Annotated in this window: 26 protein-coding genes; 11 read left to right on the top strand and 15 right to left on the bottom strand. The window is 66.8% G+C overall.

Annotation, left to right across the window (positions count from 1 at the left end):
- Positions 1-68: 68 nt before the first annotated feature.
- The 6 genes from rpsI to eccCa form a co-directional block, all read right to left on the bottom strand.
- Positions 69-518 carry a 30S ribosomal protein S9 gene (gene rpsI / locus JO236_RS06795; RefSeq protein WP_293326487.1) on the bottom strand — a complete coding sequence of 150 codons (450 nt, stop codon included), beginning with the start codon at positions 516-518 and terminating at the stop codon, positions 69-71.
- A 17-nt stretch (positions 519-535) separates the two neighbouring features.
- Positions 536-979 (bottom strand): 50S ribosomal protein L13, encoded by a 444-nt coding sequence (gene rplM, locus JO236_RS06790; protein WP_293326463.1) that lies wholly within the window; start codon positions 977-979, stop codon positions 536-538.
- Between the two features lie 229 nt (positions 980-1208).
- On the bottom strand, positions 1209-1511 hold the full coding sequence (locus JO236_RS06785; RefSeq protein ID WP_293326461.1) for a WXG100 family type VII secretion target: 303 nt from the start codon (positions 1509-1511) through the stop codon (positions 1209-1211).
- A gap of 10 nt (positions 1512-1521) precedes the next feature.
- Positions 1522-1848, bottom strand: coding sequence for a WXG100 family type VII secretion target (locus JO236_RS06780; RefSeq protein ID WP_293326458.1), 327 nt, complete (start codon positions 1846-1848; stop codon positions 1522-1524).
- An 81-nt stretch (positions 1849-1929) separates the two neighbouring features.
- Positions 1930-3168, bottom strand: coding sequence for a type VII secretion-associated protein (locus JO236_RS06775; protein WP_293326485.1), 1239 nt, complete (start codon positions 3166-3168; stop codon positions 1930-1932).
- Positions 3165-6788, bottom strand: a complete 3624-nt coding sequence (eccCa, locus tag JO236_RS06770; protein ID WP_293326483.1) for a type VII secretion protein EccCa — start codon at positions 6786-6788, stop codon at positions 3165-3167. Before eccCa ends, JO236_RS06775 begins: the two co-directional genes overlap by 4 nt.
- Before the next feature lie 104 nt (positions 6789-6892).
- Between eccCa and eccD the strand changes: the two genes are divergently transcribed.
- Together eccD and mycP are read left to right on the top strand one after the other, a co-directional pair.
- Positions 6893-8263, top strand: a complete 1371-nt coding sequence (gene eccD, locus JO236_RS06765; RefSeq protein ID WP_293326455.1) for a type VII secretion integral membrane protein EccD — start codon at positions 6893-6895, stop codon at positions 8261-8263.
- Positions 8260-9582, top strand: a complete 1323-nt coding sequence (gene mycP / locus JO236_RS06760) for a type VII secretion-associated serine protease mycosin (protein ID WP_293326453.1) — start codon at positions 8260-8262, stop codon at positions 9580-9582. The genes eccD and mycP overlap by 4 nt, the downstream gene beginning before the upstream one ends.
- On the opposite strand, the gene eccB is transcribed toward mycP, so the two are convergent.
- Positions 9544-10944, bottom strand: a complete 1401-nt coding sequence (gene eccB, locus JO236_RS06755) for a type VII secretion protein EccB (RefSeq protein WP_293326450.1) — start codon at positions 10942-10944, stop codon at positions 9544-9546. The two genes, mycP and eccB, sit on opposite strands and share 39 nt — an antisense overlap.
- A 135-nt stretch (positions 10945-11079) precedes the next feature.
- On the opposite strand from eccB, the gene JO236_RS06750 reads away from it, so the two are divergent.
- Both JO236_RS06750 and JO236_RS06745 read left to right on the top strand, forming a co-directional pair.
- Complete coding sequence (locus JO236_RS06750) at positions 11080-11874, top strand: cutinase family protein (protein WP_416362173.1); 795 nt, start codon at positions 11080-11082, stop codon at positions 11872-11874.
- Positions 11875-12083: 209 nt separating this feature from the next.
- Entirely contained in the window at positions 12084-12698 is a 615-nt protein-coding gene (locus tag JO236_RS06745) for a cutinase family protein (RefSeq protein WP_293326480.1), read from the top strand.
- Here the strand turns inward: JO236_RS06745 and truA are convergent.
- The 8 genes from truA to infA form a co-directional block, all read right to left on the bottom strand.
- Positions 12695-13552 (bottom strand): tRNA pseudouridine(38-40) synthase TruA, encoded by an 858-nt coding sequence (truA, locus tag JO236_RS06740; RefSeq protein WP_293326445.1) that lies wholly within the window; start codon positions 13550-13552, stop codon positions 12695-12697. The genes JO236_RS06745 and truA overlap by 4 nt on opposite strands.
- Positions 13530-14111: a 50S ribosomal protein L17 gene (gene rplQ / locus JO236_RS06735; RefSeq protein ID WP_293326442.1), complete on the bottom strand. Its 582-nt coding sequence runs from the start codon at positions 14109-14111 to the stop codon at positions 13530-13532. Before rplQ ends, truA begins: the two co-directional genes overlap by 23 nt.
- Before the next feature lie 87 nt (positions 14112-14198).
- On the bottom strand, positions 14199-15242 hold the full coding sequence (locus JO236_RS06730) for a DNA-directed RNA polymerase subunit alpha (RefSeq protein WP_293326440.1): 1044 nt from the start codon (positions 15240-15242) through the stop codon (positions 14199-14201).
- A gap of 138 nt (positions 15243-15380) precedes the next feature.
- Entirely contained in the window at positions 15381-15986 is a 606-nt protein-coding gene (rpsD, locus tag JO236_RS06725) for a 30S ribosomal protein S4 (protein ID WP_293326437.1), read from the bottom strand.
- A gap of 23 nt (positions 15987-16009) precedes the next feature.
- Positions 16010-16432: a 30S ribosomal protein S11 gene (rpsK, locus tag JO236_RS06720; protein ID WP_293326435.1), complete on the bottom strand. Its 423-nt coding sequence runs from the start codon at positions 16430-16432 to the stop codon at positions 16010-16012.
- Between the two features lie 4 nt (positions 16433-16436).
- Positions 16437-16811, bottom strand: coding sequence for a 30S ribosomal protein S13 (gene rpsM, locus JO236_RS06715; protein ID WP_293326433.1), 375 nt, complete (start codon positions 16809-16811; stop codon positions 16437-16439).
- Between the two features lie 182 nt (positions 16812-16993).
- Positions 16994-17107, bottom strand: coding sequence for a 50S ribosomal protein L36 (gene rpmJ / locus JO236_RS06710; RefSeq protein WP_003879483.1), 114 nt, complete (start codon positions 17105-17107; stop codon positions 16994-16996).
- Positions 17108-17159: 52 nt separating this feature from the next.
- On the bottom strand, positions 17160-17381 hold the full coding sequence (gene infA, locus JO236_RS06705) for a translation initiation factor IF-1 (protein WP_003418601.1): 222 nt from the start codon (positions 17379-17381) through the stop codon (positions 17160-17162).
- Between the two features lie 320 nt (positions 17382-17701).
- Here infA and JO236_RS06700 point away from each other — a divergent pair, with 320 nt between their 5' ends.
- The 7 genes from JO236_RS06700 to JO236_RS06670 are packed head-to-tail and all read left to right on the top strand — an operon-like array spanning position 17702 to position 24776.
- Positions 17702-19378, top strand: a complete 1677-nt coding sequence (locus JO236_RS06700; protein WP_293326431.1) for an FAD-dependent oxidoreductase — start codon at positions 17702-17704, stop codon at positions 19376-19378.
- Positions 19379-19382: 4 nt separating this feature from the next.
- Positions 19383-20870, top strand: coding sequence for an ATP-binding protein (locus JO236_RS06695; RefSeq protein ID WP_293326429.1), 1488 nt, complete (start codon positions 19383-19385; stop codon positions 20868-20870).
- A 29-nt stretch (positions 20871-20899) separates the two neighbouring features.
- Entirely contained in the window at positions 20900-21748 is an 849-nt protein-coding gene (locus JO236_RS06690) for an LLM class F420-dependent oxidoreductase (protein WP_293326427.1), read from the top strand.
- 22 nt (positions 21749-21770) lie between these two features.
- The gene (locus JO236_RS06685) at positions 21771-22625 is read left to right on the top strand and encodes an LLM class F420-dependent oxidoreductase (protein ID WP_293326425.1); all 855 of its coding nucleotides are present in this window, start codon (positions 21771-21773) and stop codon (positions 22623-22625) included.
- 10 nt (positions 22626-22635) lie between these two features.
- Positions 22636-23631 (top strand): dTDP-glucose 4,6-dehydratase, encoded by a 996-nt coding sequence (rfbB, locus tag JO236_RS06680; protein WP_293326424.1) that lies wholly within the window; start codon positions 22636-22638, stop codon positions 23629-23631.
- A gap of 1 nt (position 23632) precedes the next feature.
- Complete coding sequence (gene rfbC / locus JO236_RS06675) at positions 23633-24280, top strand: dTDP-4-dehydrorhamnose 3,5-epimerase (protein ID WP_293326423.1); 648 nt, start codon at positions 23633-23635, stop codon at positions 24278-24280.
- Positions 24270-24776 carry a lipoprotein LpqH gene (locus JO236_RS06670; RefSeq protein WP_293326422.1) on the top strand — a complete coding sequence of 169 codons (507 nt, stop codon included), beginning with the start codon at positions 24270-24272 and terminating at the stop codon, positions 24774-24776. The genes rfbC and JO236_RS06670 overlap by 11 nt, the downstream gene beginning before the upstream one ends.
- Positions 24777-24781: the final 5 nt, after the last annotated feature.

The following is a 24781-nucleotide window of genomic DNA, read 5'->3' as shown; positions in this document are numbered from 1 at the left end:
GTTTGTGCGCAGACACGCCGCAGACTGCACACAAATTGCACGGTCGCGGCCAGAAAGTGATCGTTTGATCAGCGCTTGCTGTACTGCGGCGCCTTCCGGGCCTTCTTCAGGCCGTACTTCTTGCGCTCGGTGGCCCGCGGATCGCGGGTGAGGAAGCCGGCCTTCTTCAACGCGGGACGGTCCTCAGGTTGCGCCAGGATCAACGCCCTCGCGATGCCCAGGCGGAGCGCGCCGGCCTGGCCCGACGGGCCGCCACCATGCAGAAGGGCGAAGATGTCGAAGCTTTCGGTTCGATCGACGGTGACGAGCGGGGCCTTGATGAGCTGCTGGTGCACCTTGTTCGGGAAGTAGTCCTCCAAGCTGCGGCCATTGAGGTCGAACTTGCCGGTGCCGGGAACCATCCGCACCCGCACAACGGCCTCCTTGCGGCGACCGACGGTCTGGATGGGGCGATCGAACACGAAGGATTCGCTTGGTGCGGCCGTCGGGGCCTCCGTCACCTCCGTCGTGACCTCCACGACTTCACTGGTTTCGGTCACTGTGCCACCTGCTTGATCTCGAACGGAACCGGCTGCTGAGCGGTGTGGGGATGCTGCGGGCCGGCGTAGACGCGCAGTTTGCGCTGGATTTGGCGGCTGAGCTTGTTCTTGGGCAACATCCCGACGATCGCCTTTTCGACGACGCGGTCGGGGTGCTTTTCCATCAGCTCGCCGATCGTGCGTTTGTGCAGGCCGCCGGGATATCCCGAGTGGCGGTAAGCCATCTTGTGCTGCAGTTTGTCGCCACTGATGGCGACCTTGTCGGCGTTGATGACGATGACGAAGTCACCACCATCGACATTGGGGGCGAACGTCGGCTTGTGCTTGCCGCGCAGCAGGTTGGCCGCCGCGACGGCAAGGCGGCCAAGCACCACGTCCGTGGCGTCGATGACGTACCACGATCTCGTGGTGTCACCCGCCTTGGGCGCGTATGTAGGCACAGCGCTTACCTTCTTTTCTTTCTCTCGGGTGGATCCCGGCGTGAGCCGGGTGCCGGTCAGGCGTCAACGGCGGGGTTGATCTCGGCGACCGACATTGACCCGAGGCCCCGGCGTACCCGTACGCCAACCGAGCAGCTTACCGATCGCTATCCGCGCAGGTCAAAATTGCTGTGTGGTCCCAACGGCTCTCCTTCCGCTGGGACCACACAGAGTCTGTTCACTACGGCAGCTACCTCGCCCAGACGCCCGCCGCGCGGCGGTCCGTGTTGGCCATGTCGTCGGCACCGTCGCGTACCGCGTTTCCCAGGTCGATCAGGATCTCGTTGAGCGCGGTGGCGGCCTGGTGCCACTTGAACTGCTCGACCTGGTAGGCCGCCGCGGCTTCGCGGGTCCAGAGCTGCTGTAACGGCGCGATTTGCGATCTCAATTCCTCCAAGGCGGCGTTGAAGCGCGCTGACGTGTTGTGGATGTCCTGACGAACCGAGTACTCGATCTCGTCGAAGTTGTACGCCAACACCGGGTCCATGGTCACCTCCTCGGGCTCACAGGTGTCCGCCGGCCGCGGCGATGTGGTGAGCGTGCGTCTGGCCGGCCTCCTGCAAAACCGCCTCGTTGTGCCGGATCGTCTCGGAGATCGTGTGCAGGACGTGGTACAGCCTCGTCGACTCGGCGTTCCAGCGATCCACCACGACTTTGAACCGCGCGGCCGCAAGCCCACCCCATACCGTCGGCGGCACGCCGCTCATGCGGCCGATGAATGCCTGCAACATCACCCGGATTTCTTCGTTGCGCGTGTCCGTCGTATTGGCAACCGAGCGCATCAAGTCGAAGTCGGTGCTCAACGTGTTGGCACCTGACGGCGTGCTCACCCGTTCTCCCTTCCGGTTGACTGCTGATACTTGATCCGACCGCCGCGGGCCTCGTTTGGTTCCATGCGAATCCACGCAGATTCAGCCCACCGCGTGAGCGGATCGCACGGCCTGTTCGCATGCAGCGCGGACAGCCTCCTCGTCGCCCGGCCTGCTTTGGCATCCGAGGCTGATCCGGACCGAGCCATCGACCAGCACCGTCCACCGCACCTGATGGACGGCGCGCACTTCCCGATAAGTCACCGCTGGCCGGCCCGCCGTGGTCCCCGACGGGTTGAAGTCGACGAACACGCCCGCAGGTTCGCCGTCGATCGCCCGCTTCAACCGGTCCGCTGTGCCGGTCAGCGTCTCACCGGGTACCGGCGATTGTGTGATGTGCAACGCCACCTCGGGATCTGCGGGGGACGTGACCTGCACTCGCGCCGAACCGGGGCCGGCAACTAGTCGCTGCGTGGACCAATTTGCCGGGACCGTCAGCGCTACTCGGCCTTCCACCAGGAACGCGCCCGGCGTGTCCTGCAGTGTCGCGACGTGCTGATGGCCCGGTGCGACCAAGCGCGGCGCGACAAACGCCGGCACGGCGCAAGCAAAGGCGACTCCGATGGTGGCGAACCTCAGAACGTCGCGGGTGCGAGATCGTCCACGCCGGTCATTGGTCATCGATGATCGCCCAGCCGGGCTCCGCGGTGCCGCCCGGGCCAGCCGCACCAGGCCAGCATCATCAATAGGCAACGCCGCACGACAAGCACCGCTGCGCCGCACGGCGGCGGCAATGCAGACCGCTAGCGCCTGCGCGCCGACCACCGCGCCCGGCCCGTCGATCAGCACGTCGCCGGTCATCGCCGCGATGATGCCCGCGACCTCCTCGATAACGGGCTCCGGCTCGGGGCCCCGGGGTATGCCGACGACCCTGCCGCCCGGGCCGTCCGAGACGACCACCATCCGCTCAGAGATCTCCACGAATACCCCCGGCTCCGGCGCGGCACGAGCCAGCAGCCACGACCGCGGCTGCGCCACAACATCATTGGGGTCATCGACCACGGCGCGTGCGGCCGCGCTGACCACCCCGACGCGCGACCGCGGCCACCACGAGGGATGCACGACGACGATGCCTTCGCAGTCAGCACATCTGAGTGACCCCAGCGCGGTGCGCCACAGCGAGTCGACACCGATCGGCCGGCCATCCAGCAACGTCACCTGATCATCGACCGCCTCGAGTGCCACCGCGGCGCCCTCGTCGACACCGAATACACCTGTACCGCAACATAATCGACGGATGTCGCCCGGTCCGGCGGCGATGATCGCGCAGTGGGGGTTCACGGCGGTGGTGGGCTCCACGCCACCTGAACGAGTTGTCCCTCATCGTCACGAGTGACCAGGACGCCCCGGCCCGGTGGTAACAGCCTCGGCCGCACCGACCCGAACGTCGCACCCTCCTCCGGTCGGGCACTCATCATCAGCGCCATGCAACCGAGGTCTCGCAAGGCGGCAAGCACGGGTTCGAACAGGGCACGTGCCAGCCCGCCGCTGCGCCGCGCCACGATCAGGTGCAGACCGAGGTCCCTTGCATATGGCAGGTATTCGAGAAGCGGGGCCAACGGGTTGCCGGCCGCGGTGGCCACCAGGTCGTAGTCGTCGACCACCACATAGATGTCCGGCCCCGACCACCAGGACCGGTCGCGCAGCTGGGCCTGGGTCGCGTCCGCAGGTGGCATCCGCCGCCGCAGCACGTCGAGGAGGTCGGGCAGCAGGGCGTTCAGCGCGGCCGGCGACATCGCGTAGCCGCGCAGGTGTTCGGATTCGACGACGCCGAGCAGTGTCCGCCGATAATCGATGAGCACCAGCTGGGCCGCTGTGGCGGCCGTCCGCACCACCTCACGGCACAAGGCCCGCAGCGTGGCGGTCTTTCCGCATTCGTTGTCACCGACGATCATCCAATGCGGATCTCGGTCGAAATCGAGTGCGACAGGCTTCAATTGGCGCTCGTCAAGTCCGAGCAGAACATGCGCACCGAGTCGTTCACCCGCTACCCGCACCAGGGTCTGGTGGTCCACGCGGTGCGGCAGCAGCGGGATCGGCGGCGCCACCACATCACCGCGCCGCAGCTCGATCCCCTCTAACCGGGGCTGGGCGATAATCATGTGCAGGCCTTCGCGGGACAGGCCGCGGCCCGGCCGATCGTGCGGTACCTCCCGCGCTTGCCTGCGATCCAGTTCCGACTCGGCCGGGTCGCCTAGTCGCAGCTCGATCCGGGTACCGATCTGATCCTTGAGCGCCGGCCGGATATCGGACCAGCGGGACGCCGACAACGCCACGTGCACGCCAAACGAAAGCCCTTGCGCGGCGAGGGCGGTGACCGACTCTTCGAGTGCTTCGAACTCGTGACGTAACCGTGCCCAGCCGTCGACCACAAGAAATATGTGGGGCACCGGGTCGGCGCCCGCGGTCTCGCGGGACCGCAGGACCGACTCCAGTTCAGCGATCATGCGCACGGCGAGGCGCGGCTCGGTCCTGTCGGCGGCGGTCCCCACATGGGGCAACGCGGCGACTGAGGCCAGCGATCCGCCACCGAAATCCAGGCAGTAGAACTGCACGCAACTCGCGTCGTGCGTCGCAGCCAGGGCCATGATCAGGGTGCACAATGCGGTCGACTTGCCCGACCTGGGCCCACCGACGATCGCGACATTGCCTGCGGCCCCGGACAAGTCGAGCATCAACGGCGTCCGGCATTGCTCGAGCGGGCGGTCGACGACGCCGATGGGCACCGCCAAGTGGGTCCGCGCGGACCCGGCTTCACGCAACACGGCGCCCAGCGTTGGCGCCAACTCGAGCGGTGGCAGCCAGACTCGGTGCGCCAACGGCCGCTGCCCGGACAACCGGTCCAGGACCGCCCGCAACAGGGTGTGGTCGGCTGCCGTGCTCTCGTCGGCGGCGGCCGAGATGATCGATCCGGTGACGTGTGTGGAGAAAACCCGAACGGACACCTCAGACGGCGCGGCAGTGACACCTGTCGGAGGCAGGGGTCCCGAAACGTATGCGGTCTGAAATTCGATCAGTTCCCCGCTTCCGCCCCGCAGGATGCCGACACCGGGCGTGTTGGGCAATTCATAGGCGTCAACCGTTCCCAGCGCGGTTCGTGATTCGCTGGGAGACAACATCTTCAGGCAAATCCGGTAGGAGAGGTGAGCCTCCAGCCCGCGCAACCGGCCCTCGTCAAGCCGCTGACTGGCCAATAGCAGGTGCATACCCAGGGATCGGCCGACCCGGCCGATCATCACGAACATCTCGGCGAAATCGGGATGTTGGCTCAGCAATTCGGAAAACTCGTCGACGATGATGAAAAGGGTTGGCAACGCGGTCAGGGGTGCGCCGGACCGGCGGGCGTCCTCGTAGGCGACGACGCTGACCATGTTGCCCGCCGCACGCAGCAGCCGTTGCCGACGGTTGATCTCACCGGCCAGCGCCTCCCGCATCCGGGCTACCAGGGGCGCCTCGTCGGCCAGGTTGGTAATCACCGCCGCCACATGCGGTGCCCGTGCGAAATCGAGAAATGTTGCACCACCTTTGAAGTCGATCAGCAGCAGGTTGAGCACGTTCGGCGGGTTGAGCGCGAGCATGCCCAGTGCGATCGTGCGCAGTAGCTCCGACTTCCCCGATCCGGTGGCCCCGACGCACAGGCCGTGTGGGCCCATGCCGCCTTCGGCCGGCTCCCTGATGTCCAGCTCAACCGCCGCACCGTCGGACGTGGTGCCGAGGGGAGCGCAAAGTCGGTTGCGGTGGATTCGACTGTGCCACAGCGTGGTTGGATCGAACGTGCCGGCGTCGTCGATGTCGATCAGATCCAGCCACCCGGAACGGCCACGGGCCGCGGCGCCGTCGCCGGCCCGGTGTGCGGCCAGCCGGCGGGCACACACCACCGCCTCCACCGGCTCCAATCGATCGGGGTGTACCCACGTGTCGGCCTCGTCGATATGCCCGATCGTGACGGGCATGCCAGCTTCTCCACCGCCCACCTCGAGGACGATCGCACCGGGGATCGCAGGGGCCACACGCGCATCGTCGTCGACCAAGAGCACCACCCTCGCCGCCAATGCGGTCAGCGCGGATTGCGCCGCCGCCACATTGGGATACACCATCCGGGCGGCGCCCACTGCGTCGCGGTCGCTCGGATGTTGATTGTGCGGCAACCATTTCAGCCAATCCCAGTGCGCGCGATTCGGTTCGGCGATCACACCGACGATCAGCAACTGATCTGGGGCGTGCAACACCGCCAACTGGCAGATCATCGCGTTCAGCAGGGCGCGCGCGTCGGTCACGTCGCCCTCGACCGTCACCGTGGTACCCGGGCGCAGACAAATCGTGATGGGCACCCCCGCCACCGTCGAGTGCGCGCGTAAGAACCGGCGTAGCGCCGTGACGGTGAGCGGATCCCACCGCGCCTCGGTGCGGAGCGGCGGTGCCACCATTCGGGTGGCAAGTGGACGCGTCCCAACCCCGACGCGGACAACGCAGAAGTCCGGGGCGCCCGGTTCGCGCTCCCACATCCGCGGACCACCGACCAGGGTCCACAACGTGTCGGGATCGGGATGCCGCAAGTTCAGCGCGGAGCGCTGCGCCGCAGCGGTTTCAGTCACGCAGCACCGTAGCCGGTCGAGGTAGCCGAGGTAGTCGGCGCGATGGCCGTCGATCTCGGTTTCCCGGCGCCGGCCACGTCCGGTCACCACCGATACCACCAGCGGCACCAACATCATCAACGGAAGCGCGAAGGATGTGGGAGTCCGGCCCGGGCCCGAGAAGGTTGCCGCCACGACGCCCAGCGCCGCAACCGATAGGCCGAGGAAGAGCACCCGCGCCAGCACACCCTGCGACGCCGCGCCCGGCAACTCCGCCGGCGCGGCAACCTCCAAGTCCGCGCTCCCCACCGCCGGCGGCCGGGCCACCCATCCCATGGTCGGACGACATTAAGCAGCACCGGAATTCGGCGCAAGTCACCTGTGGACGGCGGCGAGCGGAGGACGCCGCCAACCGACTAGTGTGCCGGTCCGTGTCACTTGCATCCGATCCGGGACTGCGTCGCGTGAGCGTCCATGCCGGTACCACCGCCGTCGACTTGGCACTGCCCGCCGAGGTACCGGTCGCCGCGTTGGTCCCGTCGATCGTCGACGTCCTGGATGGCGGTGGCAACGCTCCGCCCGGTGCCGCCGCCACCCGGTACCACCTGTCCCGTCCCGGCATGGCCTCGCTGTCGGCGCGTATAACGTTGGCACAGGCCGGGATCCACGACGGCGCGGTCCTGCTCCTGACACAGTCCGAAAGCACACCGCCCGCCCCACGATACGACGATGTGGCCGTCGGCGTGGCGCAGTGTCTCGCCGCGACTGCCCGGCCGGGCAATCCACCGGCCACCCGCCTCATCGGTGGGGTGGGCGCAATCGCACTCGCCGCCGTCGGTGCCATGCTGCTGATCCGGAACACGTTCAGCGCCACGGCCAACCGGTATGACGGGGTAACGGTGTGCGTCACCGCGGCAGTCGCTACTGTTGCGTTGCTGTTCGGCGTCGTTGCCCACCGAGTGCATCGCGACCCGTGTGCGGGACTGACGTTGAGTGTGGTCGCCACCGTGTTCGCCACGGTGGCCGCCCTGCAGGCGGTACCGGGCGCGGCGGGCGGCCCCGGCGTGTTGCTGGGCGGGATGACGGCGGCAGCCAGCTCGATGCTTGCCATGCGTGTAACGGGTTGCGGCGTAGTCACATCGACCTCGATCTCCTGCTTCGGTGTCCTCATCGCTATGGCCGCGCTCACCGGTGAACTCAGCGGTGCTCCGCCGCACCTCCTCGCCGCGGCCACGGCGCTGGCATCCCTGAGCCTGCTCGGCGCGGCTGCGAGAATGTCGATCGCGTTGGCGGGATTGTCACCGCGGCCGTCACCGACGGCGGAGCTTTCCAGCGCGGATCGTGTGGCCGCCAGGGCGAGCCGCGCCGACGACTGGTTGGTCAGCCTGGTCGGAGCGTTCTCCTCGTCAGCTGCTTGCGGTGCCGTGATCACCGCGCTGACAACGGGATTCGGGGGGGCCGCCGTGGCCGCCGGCACCGGTGTACTGCTACTGCTGCGGGCGCGTTCGCACGAAAGGAGAGCAAAGCTGGTGCTAACCATCACCGGGATAACCACTCTTGAAATGACATTCGCGATAGCGGTGATCCGGGAACTCTGGCCCGGACCGTCGATAGCCGCTGCGGCGGCGGCGCTGACCGGCACCGCGGCCTATCTGGGCTTCGCCGCACCCCGCGTGTCGCTTGCACCCGTCGCGCGCCGCGGCGTCGACGCCCTGGAGTGTGTGATCCTGACCGCAATGCTGCCCCTGACCTGTTGGATATGCGGGGTCTTCACCGCCGTCCGCGGCCTGAATCTGAAATGAAGACCAGCCTCGCGCATGTCGCGCGCCTACTCCTGGTGGCGGCGCTGACCGTGCTTTCGCAATGTGGAACGCCATGGGCACAGGCGGTTTCGCCACCGCCGATCGACGAGAAGTGGTTGCCGAAACCGGCGTTACCCGCGCCAGCGCAGCCCACCGTGCAGCGTGAGGTGTGCACACCGCTGGCGGTCGGCACCCGTCCGGCCGGCACACCCGTTGCACCCGTCGACCCCGGCTTGCCGCAGGCCTGGCAGTTGACCCGCGGTGCCGCTCAACGGATCGCGGTCATCGACACCGGGGTCTCGCGGCACCCACGTCTGCCCGACGTGATCGCGGGGGGTGACTATGTATTCACCGGCGACGGCACCCAGGACTGCGACGCGCACGGTACCTTGGTGGCTGGAATCATCGCTGCTGCACCGGATTCCAAGGCGGACGGCGTCACCGGTGTGGCGCCCGACGCGGCACTGATCAGCGTTCGCCAGTCCAGCGCCAAGTTCGGCCCGCTCAATGACCGGTCCACCACCGGTGTCGGCGACGTCGACACCATGGCAAAAGCGGTGCGGACCGCCGCCGATCTCGGCGCGTCGGTGATCAACATATCGTCGGTCGCCTGCGTTCCGGCTGCCTCGGCGCTCGACGACCGCGCGTTGGGGGCCGCGCTGGCATACGCCGTCGATGTGAAGAACGCGGTCGTGGTGGCCCCGGCCGGCAATACCGGCGGCGCCGCATCCTGTCCACCGCAGCGGCCCGACCCAACCTGGGAGACCATCACGGTTGCGGTCAGTCCCGCCTGGTACGACGACTACGTGCTGACCGTCGGTTCGATCAACACCGAAGGCAAACCCTCGCCCTTCAGCCTCGCCGGACCGTGGGTCGACGTCGCGGCCGTCGGCGAGGGGGTCGTGTCGCTGGACTCGGCGCCGCTGTCCGGCACCAGTTACGCGGCACCGGTCGTCAGCGGACTGGCGGCGCTGATCCGGTCCCGATTCCCGGACTTGACCGCGCGGCAGGTGATGCAGCGCATCGAAGCCACCGCACACCACCCGCGGGCGGGACGGGACCCTTTCGTCGGCAACGGCACCATCGACGCCCTGGCGGCGGTCAGCACCGGAGCCGTCCCGCAAGCCCCACAGGCCGGTTTAACGAAGCCCAAGGATGTTTCCCCGCCCAAGCCCGCGCCGCAAAGATCGCCGGATCACCACGCTCGCAACATCGCCTTCGGCGGCGCGGCGGTCTGCCTGGCGGCCCTGATCGCCGGGGCAGCGCCCCGGCTGCTCCGGTCAGGGCGCGCCAACCACGACGGTGTCCCGGGCGACTGACGCGTTCTGGCGACTCAGTTCCGGGCCGCACGGCAGGGTCGCCAAGACCGGCCACAACGCCGGCGTCGGCGTTCCCAGCCCAAGGGCGCGCGCGGCGTCTTCGTCATGGACCGCGAACCGGACCCCAGTGTCGGTGACCAGGAATCGCGTAGCGTCTCCGGCCGCGTCCTGCGCCAAAGCCTGTGCGCGCACATAGGCGCTGCGCCCCGGCGGCAGGTAGGCCGCGTCCAGCGCGGGGCCGCGGCCGTCGGCCTGCGACAGGGCCACCGGCGCCTGCCCGGCCGGCAGAGGCAGACCGCTGCCGGCCAGTAATGCAACATCCGGCTGGCCGGCGGACCAGGACGCGCACACCGTGGTGGGACCGCTGTCCAGCGGGGTGGGCGCCCGGTCGGGAAACGTGGAGACCGGCAGATCGTTCACGGCGGCTGTGGCGCGGATCACATCCGGCGCCACCGCGACGACGTTGGTAGCGCCCTGTGCGTTGCTGAAACGCAGCAAATCTGCGGCCACCTGGCCGATTCGCTGGACCCCGGCTTCCAGCACAACGTAATACTCGTCACCGTCGCCGCGGGCGATCCGCAGCACGCTGCCCACCGAAAAGCCCGTCAACGCACCCCGACCCGGACGCCCCGCACCACGGATCCGCGGAGCCCTGATCGGCGGTGCCTCGGGGATGGCGTTCAGCAAAGACTGTGAAACGGTGTGCGGGGCCGGGGCTTCCAGCCTGAGCGCGCGCAGAACCGCAGGATCGGCCACGTCGACGATGGCCCGTCGTCCGTTGTAGAGCAGGTAGGTCGGCACACCCAAGGTGGGCGTGACCAGGAGCGCCCGCGCGGGATCCAACCGATGGACGCCGGGCCCCGCCCCCGGGCCAATCAGGACCGTGGTCGCGGAGCCGTCGTCCGCGTCGCAGATCGTCCACACCGATTCGTCGCCACTGAGCGGCTGTGCGATAACCGCGGGAGCGCCCGGAATGCCCAGCAGTGCACCGCGTTTGGTGCGGGCCAATTCCGGTTCGCGCACGGGCTGCGGGCGGGCGTCGGTCGCCGCGATCAGCCGTGCTGACGCCAAATTCAGGACCGGATGCCACGTATCGCCCACGCGCACATATAGCGCTCCGGATTCCTGGCCCATCACAATCTGTGCACGATCGAGGCGTGCCTGCGGCCGCAGCAAAGCAAAGAACGCGCACGCCGCGACGGCGATCAGCGTCAGCACGCATCCGATTGCCAGCGCCACGTTCGGGGTACGCGGCGGCGGACCGACCGCTTCGACCTCTCCGCGCAGCAACGCGCCCTCGATGCGGCGCAGCAGGAATCGGTAGCCGCTGATCTGCAGCCATGCGCTCGGTTGGTAAGGCACAAATCTCCTCAAATTCGTCCTACCCTAGGCCGCACATCAGGCCGTGAGCCGACGGTTCTGCACAGCCCATACACAGCCTGCAGGCGTTTCCCGCCCTCGGAGCACGGGTAAAATTGCCGCGTGAGAAAACACCACATGGGTCGAGGGTCCGGATTGGGCGTTGCCGCCGTGGGCATTGCCCCGCTAGCTGCAGCGGTCCTCGTGGTCGCGCCGAGTGCGTTTCGCGCCACCGTCCCCACCGCCTCAGCCACCGATTGCCCGGACGCCGAAGTCGTCTTCGCCCGTGGCACCAACGAGTCCCCTGGCCTCGGACGTGTCGGCGATGCCTTCGTTGACTCGCTGCGCCAGCAGACCGGCGGCATGAACATCGGGACCTACGGGGTGAACTACGCCGCCAGCAAGCTTCAGCTGCACAGCGGCGACGGCGCCAATGACGCGATCAACCACATCAAACAAACGGTATCCAACTGCCCCAACACCAAGATCGTGTTGGGCGGCTACTCGCAGGGCGCCGACGTGATCGACATCGTCGCTGGAGTTCCCATCGGCGGCATCAGCTGGGGCAGTTCGCTGCCGGCCGAATACGTCAACGATGTTGCGGCGGTCGCCACCTTCGGTGACGTTGCCGATCGCGCCGGCGGGTCGCTGCCGACTCAGAGCGCGCTGCTCGGTTCCAAGGCCATCGACCTGTGCAACCCCAGCGACCCCGTCTGCCACGCCGGCCCGGGCAACGAATGGGCCGGGCACACCGAGGGTTATGTACCCGTGTACACCACACAGGCCGCGGCCTTCGTGGCGTCCAAGCTCTTGGCCAGCGCGACGCCGGTGCCCGGGTTCACGCAGGTACCCGGCTTTGGACCGCAGACACCGGCAACTACCACTCCGCAGTCGCCCGGCGCCCTGCCCAGCACGGTGGTCCAGGTTCACTAACGGACCGGTTGGTCGTCCAGGAGGATGCCCTCCGTCCGCGGCACGGCCAGTGCATCACACTGAGACGGCGAGAACGTCTCTAGCTGATCAACATTCGAGGTCGGTGCTCGCTTGCAGGCTGAGATTGAAGAATCAACTTGTAATATCGCGGCATGCGACGTATCCCGAGAAGCGCAGGGACACAGGCGCGTTCGGGCGGCCGCCGGGTGATGGTATACACCACGGTCATCGTCGCGGCCTCGGCCGCGATACTGCTGGCATCCCCAACGGCTTCGGCGGCGTGCCCGGATGTCGAGGTGGTGTTCGCGCGCGGCACCAGTGAGCCGCCGGGGGTCGGGAAGGTCGGCGAAGCGTTGGTGGACGCCCTGCGTCAGCAAAGCAGAAGAAACGTGGGCGCATACGGCGTGAACTATCCGGCAAACAAGGACTTCCTGGCCGCGACGGACGGCGCCAACGACACCAGTGATCACGTCCAGCACATGGCGAACAACTGCCCGAACACCAAGCTGGTACTCGGTGGCTACTCCCAGGGCGCGGCCGTCATCGACATCGTCACCGCCGCACCGCTTCCCGGCCTGGGCTTCCATCAGCCGCTGCCCGCTGATGCGGCCGATCATGTTGCTGCCGTGGCGCTTTTCGGCAATCCATCCGGCCGGGCGGGAACGCTGATGAGCACGTTGAGCCCCAATTTTGAAGGCAAGACCATCGACCTGTGCAATCAAGGTGACCCGATCTGCTCGGACGGCACCCAGTGGAAAGCACACCTGGGCTATGTGCCCGGAATGACCAGCCAGGCCGCGGGTTTCGTGGCGGGAAAGATCTAGCGCCTGCGCAGATCTCGCGTGATCAGGGCCCGTGCGGCCAGCTCGTCGTCGGCCGGATAGTCCACCCGGACCAGCGTGAGGCCCTGCGGCGGCGCGGCCGCGAATTCACTGGAACGGTTGGTGGCGGTGAGCAATTGACGGCACCAGGCGCCAGGACGCCGCTGCTCCCCGACGGTCAGCAGCGCCCCCACCAGCGACCGCACCATCGACCAGCAGAACGCGTCCGCCGTCACGTGTGCGGTGACCAGATCGCCATCGCGTGACCAGTCCAACCGCTGCAGATCGCGGATCGTGCTGGCACCTTCGCGACGACGGCAGAATGCCGCAAAGTCGTGCAGCCCCAGCAGATCTCGCGACGCGGCAATCATCGCGTCCAGGTCCAGCGCACGCGGCCACGCGGTGACGTAACGCGCCTGCTGTGGCAGCACACCGTAGGACGCCATCGACAACCGGTAGACGTAGTGGCGTCGCAGCGCGGAGAATCGCGCGTCGAAACCTGTTGGTGCGCGGCTGATTTCGAGCACCCGAACATCGGCGGGCAACAACCGGCCGAGCCGGCGAACCAGGGACGAGAATTCTGGGCCGGGGCGTTCCGAGCGCGAATAAGCGTTCGGCAAAGCCTCGGCGGGCACGTCGACATGGGCCACCTGGCCGGTGGCATGCACCCCGGTGTCGGTGCGCCCTGCCGCGCGCAGCCGCATCGGTGTACGAAAAACGGTCGTCAGCGCCCCATCGAGAACGCCGGCGACCGTCCGCTGTGCCGCCTGCGCTGCCCAGCCCGCGAAATCCGTTCCGTCATAGGCGATGTCAAGCCGCAGACGGACGTCCCCGTTAATTCTCGGGAGCCTCGTCATCCTCGCCGGCGGCAGCCTCGGTCTGAACCTCGTCACCGGGTTCGGTCGTGACCTCGTCGTCAGGCTCGGTGACCTCGTCGACCGTCGGGCCGGCTGTCGCCTCGGGCTCGACCGCCGCCTGCGGCGCCGCTGCGGCGGCCACCGGTGCGTCCTTCTTCGACGCCTTCACCCGCCGCGCCCGGTCGGCCTCCGACGTTACCGTCTTCTCGCGCACCAACTCGATCACGGCCATCGGGGCGTTGTCACCCCTGCGCGCCTCGACCTTGATGATCCGGGTGTACCCGCCGTCCCGATCGGCGAAAAACGGCCCGATCTCAGCGAACAGGTGATGCACGACGTCCTTGTCGCGGATCTTCTTGAGCACCTCGCGCCGGTTGTGCAGCGTGCCCTTTTTCGCGTGCGTGATCAGCTTCTCCGCATAGGGACGCAGCGCCCGGGCCTTCGGCTCGGTGGTCTTGATCCGCCCGTGCTCGAACAGCGAAGTGGCCAGGTTGGCCAGAAGCGCCTTCTGGTGCGAAGACGACCCGCCGAGGCGAGGTCCCTTGGTGGGCTTTGGCATTGCTGACTCTCCTGTCTAGATGTTCCTCAAGCCGTTTCTCCGGCTCCTTTGCGGCCGCCGAACGGCCGCATCGAAGTCGAAGGCCGGTTAGAGCTGTTCGGTTTCGGCGTAATCCTGGTCGTCGTAGGCACCCTCGGTAGACCAGGTGCCGGTGGCGACGTCGTAGCCCGCCACCTCCGACGGGTCAAAGGTGGGCGGGCTGTCCTTGAGCGACAGACCCAGCTGGTGCAGCTTGACCTTCACCTCGTCGATGGACTTCTGACCGAAGTTACGGATGTCAAGCAGGTCCGACTCGGTGCGTGACACCAGTTCGCCGACGGTGTGCACGCCCTCGCGCTTGAGGCAGTTGTAGGACCGCACGGTGAGGTCCAGGTCGTCGATCGGCAGGGCGAACGACGCGATGTGGTCGGCCTCGGCCGGTGACGGACCGATCTCGATGCCTTCAGCCTCGACGTTGAGTTCGCGCGCCAGACCGAACAATTCGACCAGCGTCTTACCGGCCGACGCCAACGCGTCCCGTGGCGTGATCGAACTCTTGGTCTCGACATCGAGGATCAACTTGTCGAAGTCGGTGCGCTGCTCGACACGGGTGGCGTCCACCTTGTAGGTGACCTTGAGCACCGGAGAATAAATGGAATCGACTGGGATGCGGCCGATTTCGGCGCCGGAAGCCCGGTTCTGCACCGCCGGGACGTAGCCGCGGCCGCGTTCGACGACGAGTTCGACCTCCAACTTGCCCTTGTCGTTCAACGTCGCGATGTGCATGCCGGGGTTGTGCACCGTGACACCGGCCGGCGGGACGATGTCACCCGCGGTGACCTCACCCGGGCCCTGCTTGCGCAGGTACATCGTGACCGGCTCGTCCTCCTCGGACGACACGACCAGGCCCTTGAGGTTCAGGATGATGTCAGTGACATCCTCTTTGACACCGGGCACGGTGGTGAACTCGTGCAGCACGCCGTCGATGCGAATGCTGGTGACCGCCGCGCCGGGAATCGACGACAGCAGCGTGCGACGCAGCGAATTGCCCAGCGTATAACCGAATCCCGGCTCCAGCGGTTCGATGACGAACTGGGACCGGCTATCGGTGAGGATGTCCTCGGACAGTGTGGGTCGCTGAGAGATCAGCATGGTGTTTCTTCTTCTCCTTCTCGGCACCCGCTATTTGATGCCGCTAGGTTGTCCTGCGACTCACTTCGCCCGGCTTGGCCGGGCTTGCGATCGCCGCAGGTTGTCCGTCGCTGCGGTCGCAGTGGCGGAAGACTGCGTTTACTTCGAGTAGTACTCGACGATCAACTGCTCGGAGAGCGGGACGTCGATCTGTGCGCGCTCGGGCAGCTGGTGGATCAGGATGCGTTGCCGCTCTCCGACGATTTGCAGCCAGCTCGGCAGCGGCCGGTCCCCCGCCGTCTCCCGCGCAATCTGGAACGGCACGGTATTGAGCGACTTGTCGCGAACGTCGATGATGTCGTACTGCGACACCCGGTAGCTGGGGACGTCGACGCGCACCCCGTTGACACTGAAGTGCCCGTGGCTGACCAGCTGACGGGCCATCCGCCGGGTGCGCGCCAGTCCGGCGCGGTACACGACGTTGTCCAGTCGACTCTCCAAGATGCGCAGCAACTCCTCACCCGTCTTGCCGGGCTGCCGCACGGCCTCCTCGTAGTAACGGCGGAACTGCTTTTCCATCACGCCGTAGGTGAAGCGCGCCTTCTGCTTCTCCTGCAGCTGCAACAGGTATTCGCTCTCCTTGATCCGCGCGCGGCCGTGCTGACCGGGCGGGTAGGGACGCTTCTCGAAAGCCTGGTCGCCACCGACGAGGTCGGTGCGCAACCGGCGCGACTTACGGGTGACGGGTCCGGTGTAACGAGCCATAGGTTCTGATCTCCTGAACGCTTCTAAACTCGGCGCCGCTTGGGCGGGCGGACGCCGTTGTGCGGCTGGGGGGTGACATCGGAGATCGCGCCGACCTCTAGGCCCGCGGCCTGCAGCGACCGGATCGCAGTCTCCCGACCCGAGCCCGGGCCCTTCACGAACACGTCGACCTTGCGCACCCCGTGCTCTTGGGCCTTGCGCGCCGCGTTCTCGGCGGCCAGCTGAGCCGCGAACGGGGTCGACTTACGGGATCCCTTGAAGCCCACGTGGCCCGACGACGCCCAGGCGATGACGTTGCCCTGCGGGTCGGTGATGGTCACGATCGTGTTGTTGAAAGTGCTCTTGATGTGCGCGGCACCATGCGGGACGTTCTTCTTTTCTCGCCGCCGGGTCTTCTGGCCGCGCTTGGCGGAAGCCGCTTGCCCGGCCTTTTTTGCTGGTGGCATCTTCTTACCTGGCCTTCTTCTTGCCGGCGATGGTGCGCTTGGGGCCCTTGCGGGTCCGCGCGTTGGTCTTGGTCCGCTGGCCGCGCACCGGCAGGCCGCGGCGGTGCCGCAGACCCTGGTAGCAGCCGATCTCGATCTTGCGTCGGATGTCGGCCTGCACCTCGCGGCGCAGGTCACCCTCCACTTTCAGGTTGGCCTCGATGTAGTCGCGCAGGTGGGTCAGCTGGTCGTCGGTGAGATCCTTGGTCCGCAGGTCCTTTTCGATGCCCGTGGCAGCCAGGATCTCGTTTGAGCGGGTGCGGCCGATGCCGAAGATGTAGGTCAGGGCGACCTCCATCCGCTTATCGCGTGGCAGATCGACGCCTACTAGTCGAGCCATAGGTGGCGCTTCCTCTTTCTAGGCGGAGGTCTTATCCCAGTCCGTTCCCGCGTGTTCGCGGGGCTCGGCCTCCGTCCGAGCGTGGCTGAGCGGCGAATCCGCTCAGTGGTACCGGGAGGTCTGCATTCAGTTGTTGACGCGGCCGGCGTGGCTAGGCACGCCGCCCGGCTACCCCGCGCTTGCTAGCCCTGCCGCTGCTTGTGGCGCGGATCTGAGCAGATCACCATGACCCGCCCATGCCGACGGATCACCCTGCACTTGTCGCAGATCGGCTTGACGCTCGGGTTCACCTTCACGGCTGTTCGATCCTGTTCTATCTACTCGTCGGTCTAATTGCGCTGTGGGGCGTCACTTGTACCGGTACACAATGCGACCCCGGGACAGGTCGTAGGGAGACAACTCCACCACCACCCGATCCTCGGGCAGGATGCGGATGTAGTGCTGCCGCATCTTGCCGCTGATGTGAGCGAGCACCTTGTGACCGTTTTCCAGCTCAATGCGGAACATCGCATTGGGCAGGGGCTCGACCACGCGGCCCTCTACCTCTATGGCACCGTCTTTCTTGGCCATAACCTTCCAGGAATTCCTCGTCTTTGATCTCGCTCGTGAGTGTCTGTCTTGTGCGCCCTACCGGCGCACCAATCACCCCGACTTGAACGTGAGCCGGTGACAGGAAATTCCTAGGACGGGGCACGCGAGAAGCCGGCGCGCAGGGCACACCGTTGTTCCACAATACCTGGTCGTTCGGCCTGGCCAAAATCTCGCTTGGCACGCCCCGACGCTCGCATCTTCCGGTGGCGCTTTCGCCCCACAGGGCGAGGGTGCGATTGGGACTGAGGCCCTCGACGTCGCCTCCCCCGAAAGCCTCGACGAGCGCATACTTAAGGCCAATGAGGCGCCCCGATATCGAACCCCGGCAGCCACGCAAACCCGTGATGCTGACCGTCGACGACGATCCCGCGGTGTCTCGGGCGGTAGCCCGGGACCTGCGCCGCAAATACGGCGAAGCGCACCGGATCGTGCGCGCAGAAACGGGCCCCGACGCCCTGGAAACCCTCAAGGAACTCAAACTGCGCGGGGAGACAGTCGCAATGCTGGTCGCCGACTACCGGATGCCGCAGATGAGCGGCATCGAGTTCCTCGAACACGCGATGGACCTCTATCCGGCCGCGCGCCGGATCCTGCTAACCGCCTATGCCGACACCCATGCCGCGATCGACGCGATCAACGTCGTCGATCTGGACCACTATCTGCTAAAGCCCTGGGATCCGCCCGAAGAGAAGCTGTATCCCGTCGTCGACGCGCTGCTCGACGCCTGGAAGCGGGCTCCGGAACATCCCATCCCGCACACCAAGGTCATCGGACACCGCTGGTCTGCGCGGTCCTGGCAGGTCCGCGACTTCCTGGCGCGCAACGGCCTCTACTACACCTGGTTCATGGCCGACGACCCGGCCGGTGAGCAACTGCTGCAGGCCGCCGGGGAGAACGGCCTGCGCCTGCCGGTCGTCGTCACCGAAGGCGGCGACACCCTGGTGGAACCCACCGACGCCGAACTGGCCAACACGCTGGGTCTGACCACCACGCCGGCGCACGAGTTCTACGACCTGATCGTCGTGGGCGGCGGACCCGCCGGCCTGGCCGCCGCCGTGTACGGCGCCTCCGAGGGGCTACGCACCGTACTCATCGAACGCACCGCGACCGGTGGGCAGGCCGGCCAGAGCTCGCGGATCGAGAACTACCTCGGTTTCCCGGACGGGGTGTCGGGCGGCCAATTGGCCCAGCGGGCACGCACCCAGGCCGAAAAGTTCGGCGCCGAACTCATCACGGCCCGCACGGCCACCGCGCTGGACGTCAACGGGTCCGCGCGCACGGTGCGCTTCGCCGACGGCGGCTCCATCGACGCACACGCGGTCATCCTCGCCACCGGCGTCGCCTACCGGCAGCTGGAGGCCACCGGGTGCGTCGAGCTAACCGGCCGCGGCATCTACTACGGAGCGGCCACCTCCATCGCCTCCGAGTGCACCGACGAAGAGGTCTATGTGATCGGTGGCGCCAATTCGGCCGGTCAGGCCGCTATGTACCTGTCTCGCGAGGCCAAATCGGTGACCATCGTCGTGCGCGCCCCGGCACTGGAAGCGTCGATGTCGTATTACCTGATCCAGCAGATCGAGCAGAACCCCAAGATCACCGTCCGCACCTGCAACGAAGTCCATTGCGCGATCGGAACCGACCACCTGGAACAGCTGACGCTGGTGGACAACCGGACCGGCCAGACCGAGGACGTCACCTGTGGCCGGATGTTCATCTTCATTGGTGCCGCTCCGCGCACCGACTGGCTCGACGGGGTCGTGGCCCGCGACGACCATGGCTTCATCCTCACCGGCCCGGATCTGCGAAACGTCTGCGGCTGGACGCTGGACCGCCCGCCCCATCACCTCGAGACCAGCGTGCCGGGTGTGTTCGTCGCCGGCGATGTGCGCGCCACGTCCGCCAAACGGGTCGCGGCCGCCGTCGGCGAAGGATCGATGGCCGTGATGCTGGTCCACCGCTACCTCGCCGAGTCGTGACGGCATGACCGCCGAGCCGCCGTGTGAGCCCGCCGAGCTCCGCACCCTGTTTCTGTTCGAGCACCTCACGGACGAGCAGCTTGCGACGTTGTGCGCCGATGGTCGCATCCAGACCTTCGAGCCCGGCCCCATCTGTGTCGAGGGTGAACCGGCGACCTGCTTCTACGTCCTCATCGAGGGTGAACTGACGATGTCGAAGCTCTCCGGCGGCCAGGACATCGAAACCAACCGCACCGCGCAGCGCGGCGTGTATTGCGGTGCCTGGCAGGCATTTACCGACGAGCAACAGCAGGCCTACACCGCGTCCGTGCACGCGACCAAGCCGTCGCGGTTCTTCGTGTTGGACGCGCCCGCGTTTGGCCGCTTCATGAAGGATCAGTTCCCGATGGCGGTTCATCTGCTCGACGGGATCGCCGTGGGCACGGAACGGACCCGTCGGCTCATCGACAACCGGGAGAAGCTGCTGGCCCTGGGCCAGTTGTCGGCTGGCCTGACCCACCAGCTGAACAATCCGGCCGCGGCCACCGCGCGCGCCGCGGCCGGACTCCGCCAGCGGGTCGCCGGGATGCGGCAGAAACTCGCGATGCTGGCCGACGGCACCGTCGCCCCCGAGTCGCTGCGCGCCCTGGTGCGGCTGCAGGAGGAGATCGCCGAGGAGGTGGCCAAGTCCACGTCGCTGCACATGAGCGCGATCGAGACCGCAGACCGCGAAGACGCCGTCGGCGAATGGCTCGAGGACCACGGCGTCGACGACGGCTGGGACATCGCTCCGACATTCGTCGAAGCCGGCATCGATGTCGACTGGCTGGAACGAATTCTGGCGGCGACCGAAGACCTCGACGAGTCGACCACTCTGCAGAAAGCGATCCACTGGCTCTCCTACACCGTCGAAGGCGAGCTGCTGATGAACCAAATTCTGGAAGCGAGCAAACGGATTTCGGCGTTGGTGGCAGACGCCAAACAGTACTCACAGATGGACCGCGCGCCGTTCCAGGTGGCCGACATCCACGACCTGCTGGGCAGCACCCTGGCGATGTTCGCCGACCGCGTGGGCAAAGACAGCGGAAAGGACGCGAAGCCCGTCGCGGTGGTCAAGGAGTTCGACCGATCTCTCCCCCAAATCCCTTGCTATCCAGGCGATCTCAACCAAGTGTGGACCAACATCATCGACAACGCGATCGCCGCGATGGGTGACCAGGGCGGCACCCTGACCATCCGCACCCGCCGGGACGGCGGCAAAATGGCCCGCATCGAGATCTGCGACACCGGGCCCGGCATCCCCGCGGACGTGCGCGAGCGCATTTTCGAGCCGTTCTTCACCACCAAACCGGTCGGCGAAGGCACCGGGCTCGGGTTGGATCTGGCATGGAACATCGTCGTAAAGAAGCACCGGGGGGATTTGCGGGTGGAATCGGTGCCGGGCGCCACCCGGTTCATCGTGCTGCTGCCGCTGGAGATACCGCCCGCTCTGGATGCGGTCCTCACGGAATAGCCACGCCGCACGGCGCGGTTGGTCACACCATGACCAGTTCTCACGACAGCAAGCCTGATCTCGGCCGGTTCGGATCGTTCGGACTCGGGGTCACCCCCCAGCAGGCCAAGGAAATCGAGTCCCTGGGCTACGGCGCGGTCTGGGTGGGCGGCTCACCGCCCGCCGCACTGGAATGGGTGGAACCCATTCTCGAGGCGACGACGACGCTGCAGGTGGCCACCGGCATCGTCAACATCTGGTCCGCCGCGGCCAAGCCGGTCGCGGAGTCATTCCACCGGATCGACAAAGCCTATCCGGGCCGATTCCTATTGGGCATCGGCGTGGGCCATCCCGAAGCGGTTGCCGAGTACCGCAAGCCCTACGACGCGTTGACCGAGTACCTCGACCAGCTCGACGACTATGGCGTGCCCGCCAACCGACGCGTGATCGCGGCGTTGGGCCCGCGGGTCCTCAAGCTGTCGGCGCAGCGCAGCGCAGGAGCCCATCCCTACCTCACTACCCCGCAGCACACCGCACAGGCGCGCGAACTGATCGGGCCGTCGGCGTTTCTGGCACCCGAACACAAGGTGGTGTTGACCACCGACCCGGAGAAAGCCCGCGCGGTCGGCCGCAAAGCCCTCGACATCTACTTCAACCTGGCCAATTACCGCAACAACTGGAAACGGCTGGGTTACAGCGACGACGAGGTGACCCGGCCGGGCAGCGACCGTCTGGTGGACTCCGTGGTCGCTTACGGCACGCCCGACGCGATCGCGGCACGACTGCGCGAGCACCTCGACGCCGGCGCAGACCACGTGCCTGTGCAGATCCTCACCAAAAATGACAATCTGATTCCGGCGCTGGCCGACCTGGCGGGACCACTTGGGCTGGCTCACTGACAAAACGGATAAAAGGGACCCAATGACCGAGGCAGTATCGCTCAAACCCGACCTGGGCAAGTTCGGCGTATGGCTGGTCACTCGCTCGATTACCCCCGACCTGGCCAACAAGATCGAGGCACTCGGCTATGGCGCCGCCTGGGTCGGCGGATCGCCGGACGCTGAGCTGGCGTGGGTCGAACCCGCCCTGGACCAGACCACGTCGCTACAACTGGCCACCGGGATCGTCAACATCTGGACCGCGCCGGCCGCTGACGTCGCCGCGGCTTTTCAGCGCATCGAAAGCGCCCATCCGGGAAGGTTTCTGCTCGGTGTCGGGGTAGGTCATCGCGAGCACACCCAGGAGTACCAAAAGCCCTACGACGCGCTGGTGACCTATCTCGACGACCTCGACAACGCGACGGTGCCCAACAGCCGCCGGGTACTGGCGGCGCTCGGTCCCAAGGTGTTGCGCTTGGCGGCGGAACGTAGCGCGGGCGCCCACCCCTACCTGACCACGCCGGAACACACCCGCCAGGCACGCCAGCTGGTCGGAAACAGCGTGTTTTTAGCCCCGGAACACAAAGTCGTGCTGACCACCGACGCGGCAGAAGCGCGCGCGGTCGGCCGCAAGTACATCGACTCCTACCTGGGCCTGAGCAATTATGTGCACAACTGGTTGCGCCTGGGGTTTACCGAAGACGACGTGCGCAAGCCCGGTAGCGACAGATTCATCGACGCGCTCGTGGCATACGGCACGCCCGACGCGATCGCGCAACGCCTCAACGAGCATCTCGACGAGGGCGCCGACCATGTGGCGATTCAGGTGCTGGGCGGCCGGCACGAAGACGAGCTGCTGTCTGCACTTGGCGATCTGGCGGCGCCCCTCCTCGGTTAGGGTTTGACCCATGCGCCTGCTGGTGACCGGTGGCGCCGGGTTCATCGGCGCGAACTTCGTGCACAGCACCGTCCGCGAGCATCCCGAAGACACCGTGACGGTCCTTGACGCCATCACCTATGCGGGCAGACGCGAGTCGCTGGCCGACGTCGAGGACGCCATCACGCTGGTGCACGGCGACATCACCGACGCCGAACTGGTGTCCCGGCTGGTCGCCGAGTCCGACGCGGTCGTGCATTTCGCCGCCGAAACCCACGTGGACAATGCGTTGGACGACCCGGGACCGTTTCTGCACACCAACGTGATCGGCACGTTCACCATCCTGGAGGCGGTCCGCCGCCACGACGTGCGGCTACACCACATCTCCACCGACGAGGTCTACGGCGACCTGGAACTCGACGACCCGGCGCGATTCACCGAATCCACCCCCTACAACCCGTCGAGTCCGTACTCGGCGACCAAGGCGGGCAGCGACATGCTGGTGCGCGCGTGGACGCGCTCCTATGGCGTGCGCGCGACGATCTCCAACTGCTCGAACAACTACGGCCCTTACCAGCACGTCGAAAAGTTCATCCCGCGCCAGATCACCAATGTGCTTACCGGGCGCCGCCCGAAGTTGTACGGCGCGGGCGCCAACGTCCGCGACTGGATTCACGTGGACGATCACAACAGCGCGGTCCGACGGATCCTGGAAAAGGGGCAGATCGGCCGCACGTACCTGATCAGTGCCGAGGGTGAGCGCGACAACTTGACCGTACTGCGCACGATTCTGCAGATGATGGGACGAGAGCCCGACGACTTCGATCACGTCATCGACCGCGTCGGCCACGACCTGAGGTACGCCATCGACCCGTCGTCGCTGTACAACGAACTGGGTTGGGCGCCAAAGCATACCGACTTCGACGAGGGCTTGCGCGCCACCATCGACTGGTACCGCGACAACGAGTCGTGGTGGCGTCCGCTGAAGGACGCCGCCGAGGCGCGCTACGAAGAGCGCGGGCAGTGACATGAAGGTGCGCGAGCTCGATGTCCCGGGTGCCTGGGAGATCACGCCTACCATCCACGGCGACTCCCGCGGGATGTTCTTCGAATGGCTCACCGACCGTACGTTCACCGCATTCGCCGGTCACCGCCTGGACGTGCGGCAGGCCAACTGCTCGGTGTCGGCGGCCGGAGTGCTGCGCGGCCTGCACTTCGCCGAGTTGCCGCCCGGGCAGGCTAAGTACGTCACCTGCGTTTCCGGCTCGGTGTTCGACGTGGTCGTCGACATCCGTTTGGGGTCACCGACATTCGGCCGGTGGAGCTCGGTACTGCTCGACGACCGCGACCGCAGGACGATATACATCTCCGAAGGCCTCGCGCATGGGTTCCTTGCGCTGCAAGATAATTCGACCGTGATGTACTTGTGTTCGACCGAATACAACCCGCAGCGCGAACACACCATCTGTGCCACCGATCCGGAGCTGGCCGTCAACTGGCCGCTGGTCGACGGCGTCGGGACGCACTTGTCCGGCCGCGATGCCGAGGCCCCCAGCCTCCAGCAGGTCCGCGCGGCTGGCCTGCTGCCCACGTGGCAGGAGTCGCAGACCTTTCTCAACGAGCTGCGCAGCAGAAGCGGCGCGAAGACCAACCAAGGAGAATGCGGTGAAGCGTGACTGGTTGTTCGTTATCGGCGCGGTGACGGTCGTGGCCGCCGCGGCGGGCTGTTCCAGCGATACCAAGACGTCCGGCCCGTCGTCGAGTTCGGCTTCGACTTCGGCTGCGTCGTCGGCCACGCCGTCGGGTGCGGCCACCGGTTCCCCCACCGCGTCGGGCGCATCCGGTGAAACCAAGGTCATCGTCGGCGGCCAGCCGCAGAACGCGGGGGGCCCGGTGGTGTGCTCGATGACGAACGGCAAGTTCTCCATCGCCATTGGCGACATGCTGACCGGCGTTATCGTCGGCCTGGAGCAGGACGGGTCGGTGGTGCACAACGCCGGATTGGGGACGATCGACGGTGTCGTGATCTCCTTCGCCGAGGGCGCACCGGGCAACAACGCCACTGCCACCAAGAGCGGCAGCTCCTACAAGATCACCGGCAACGCCACCGGCGTGGACAACGCGGGACAGCAGGTGACCAAGTCCTTCGAAGTCGACGCCACCTGCCCCTAGGGGCC

Source organism: Mycobacterium sp. (assembly GCF_019247635.1).
Taxonomy (GTDB): domain Bacteria; phylum Actinomycetota; class Actinomycetes; order Mycobacteriales; family Mycobacteriaceae; genus Mycobacterium.
Note: the sequence above shows the minus strand (reverse complement) of the source record. Positions and strands in the feature narration are given on the sequence as shown.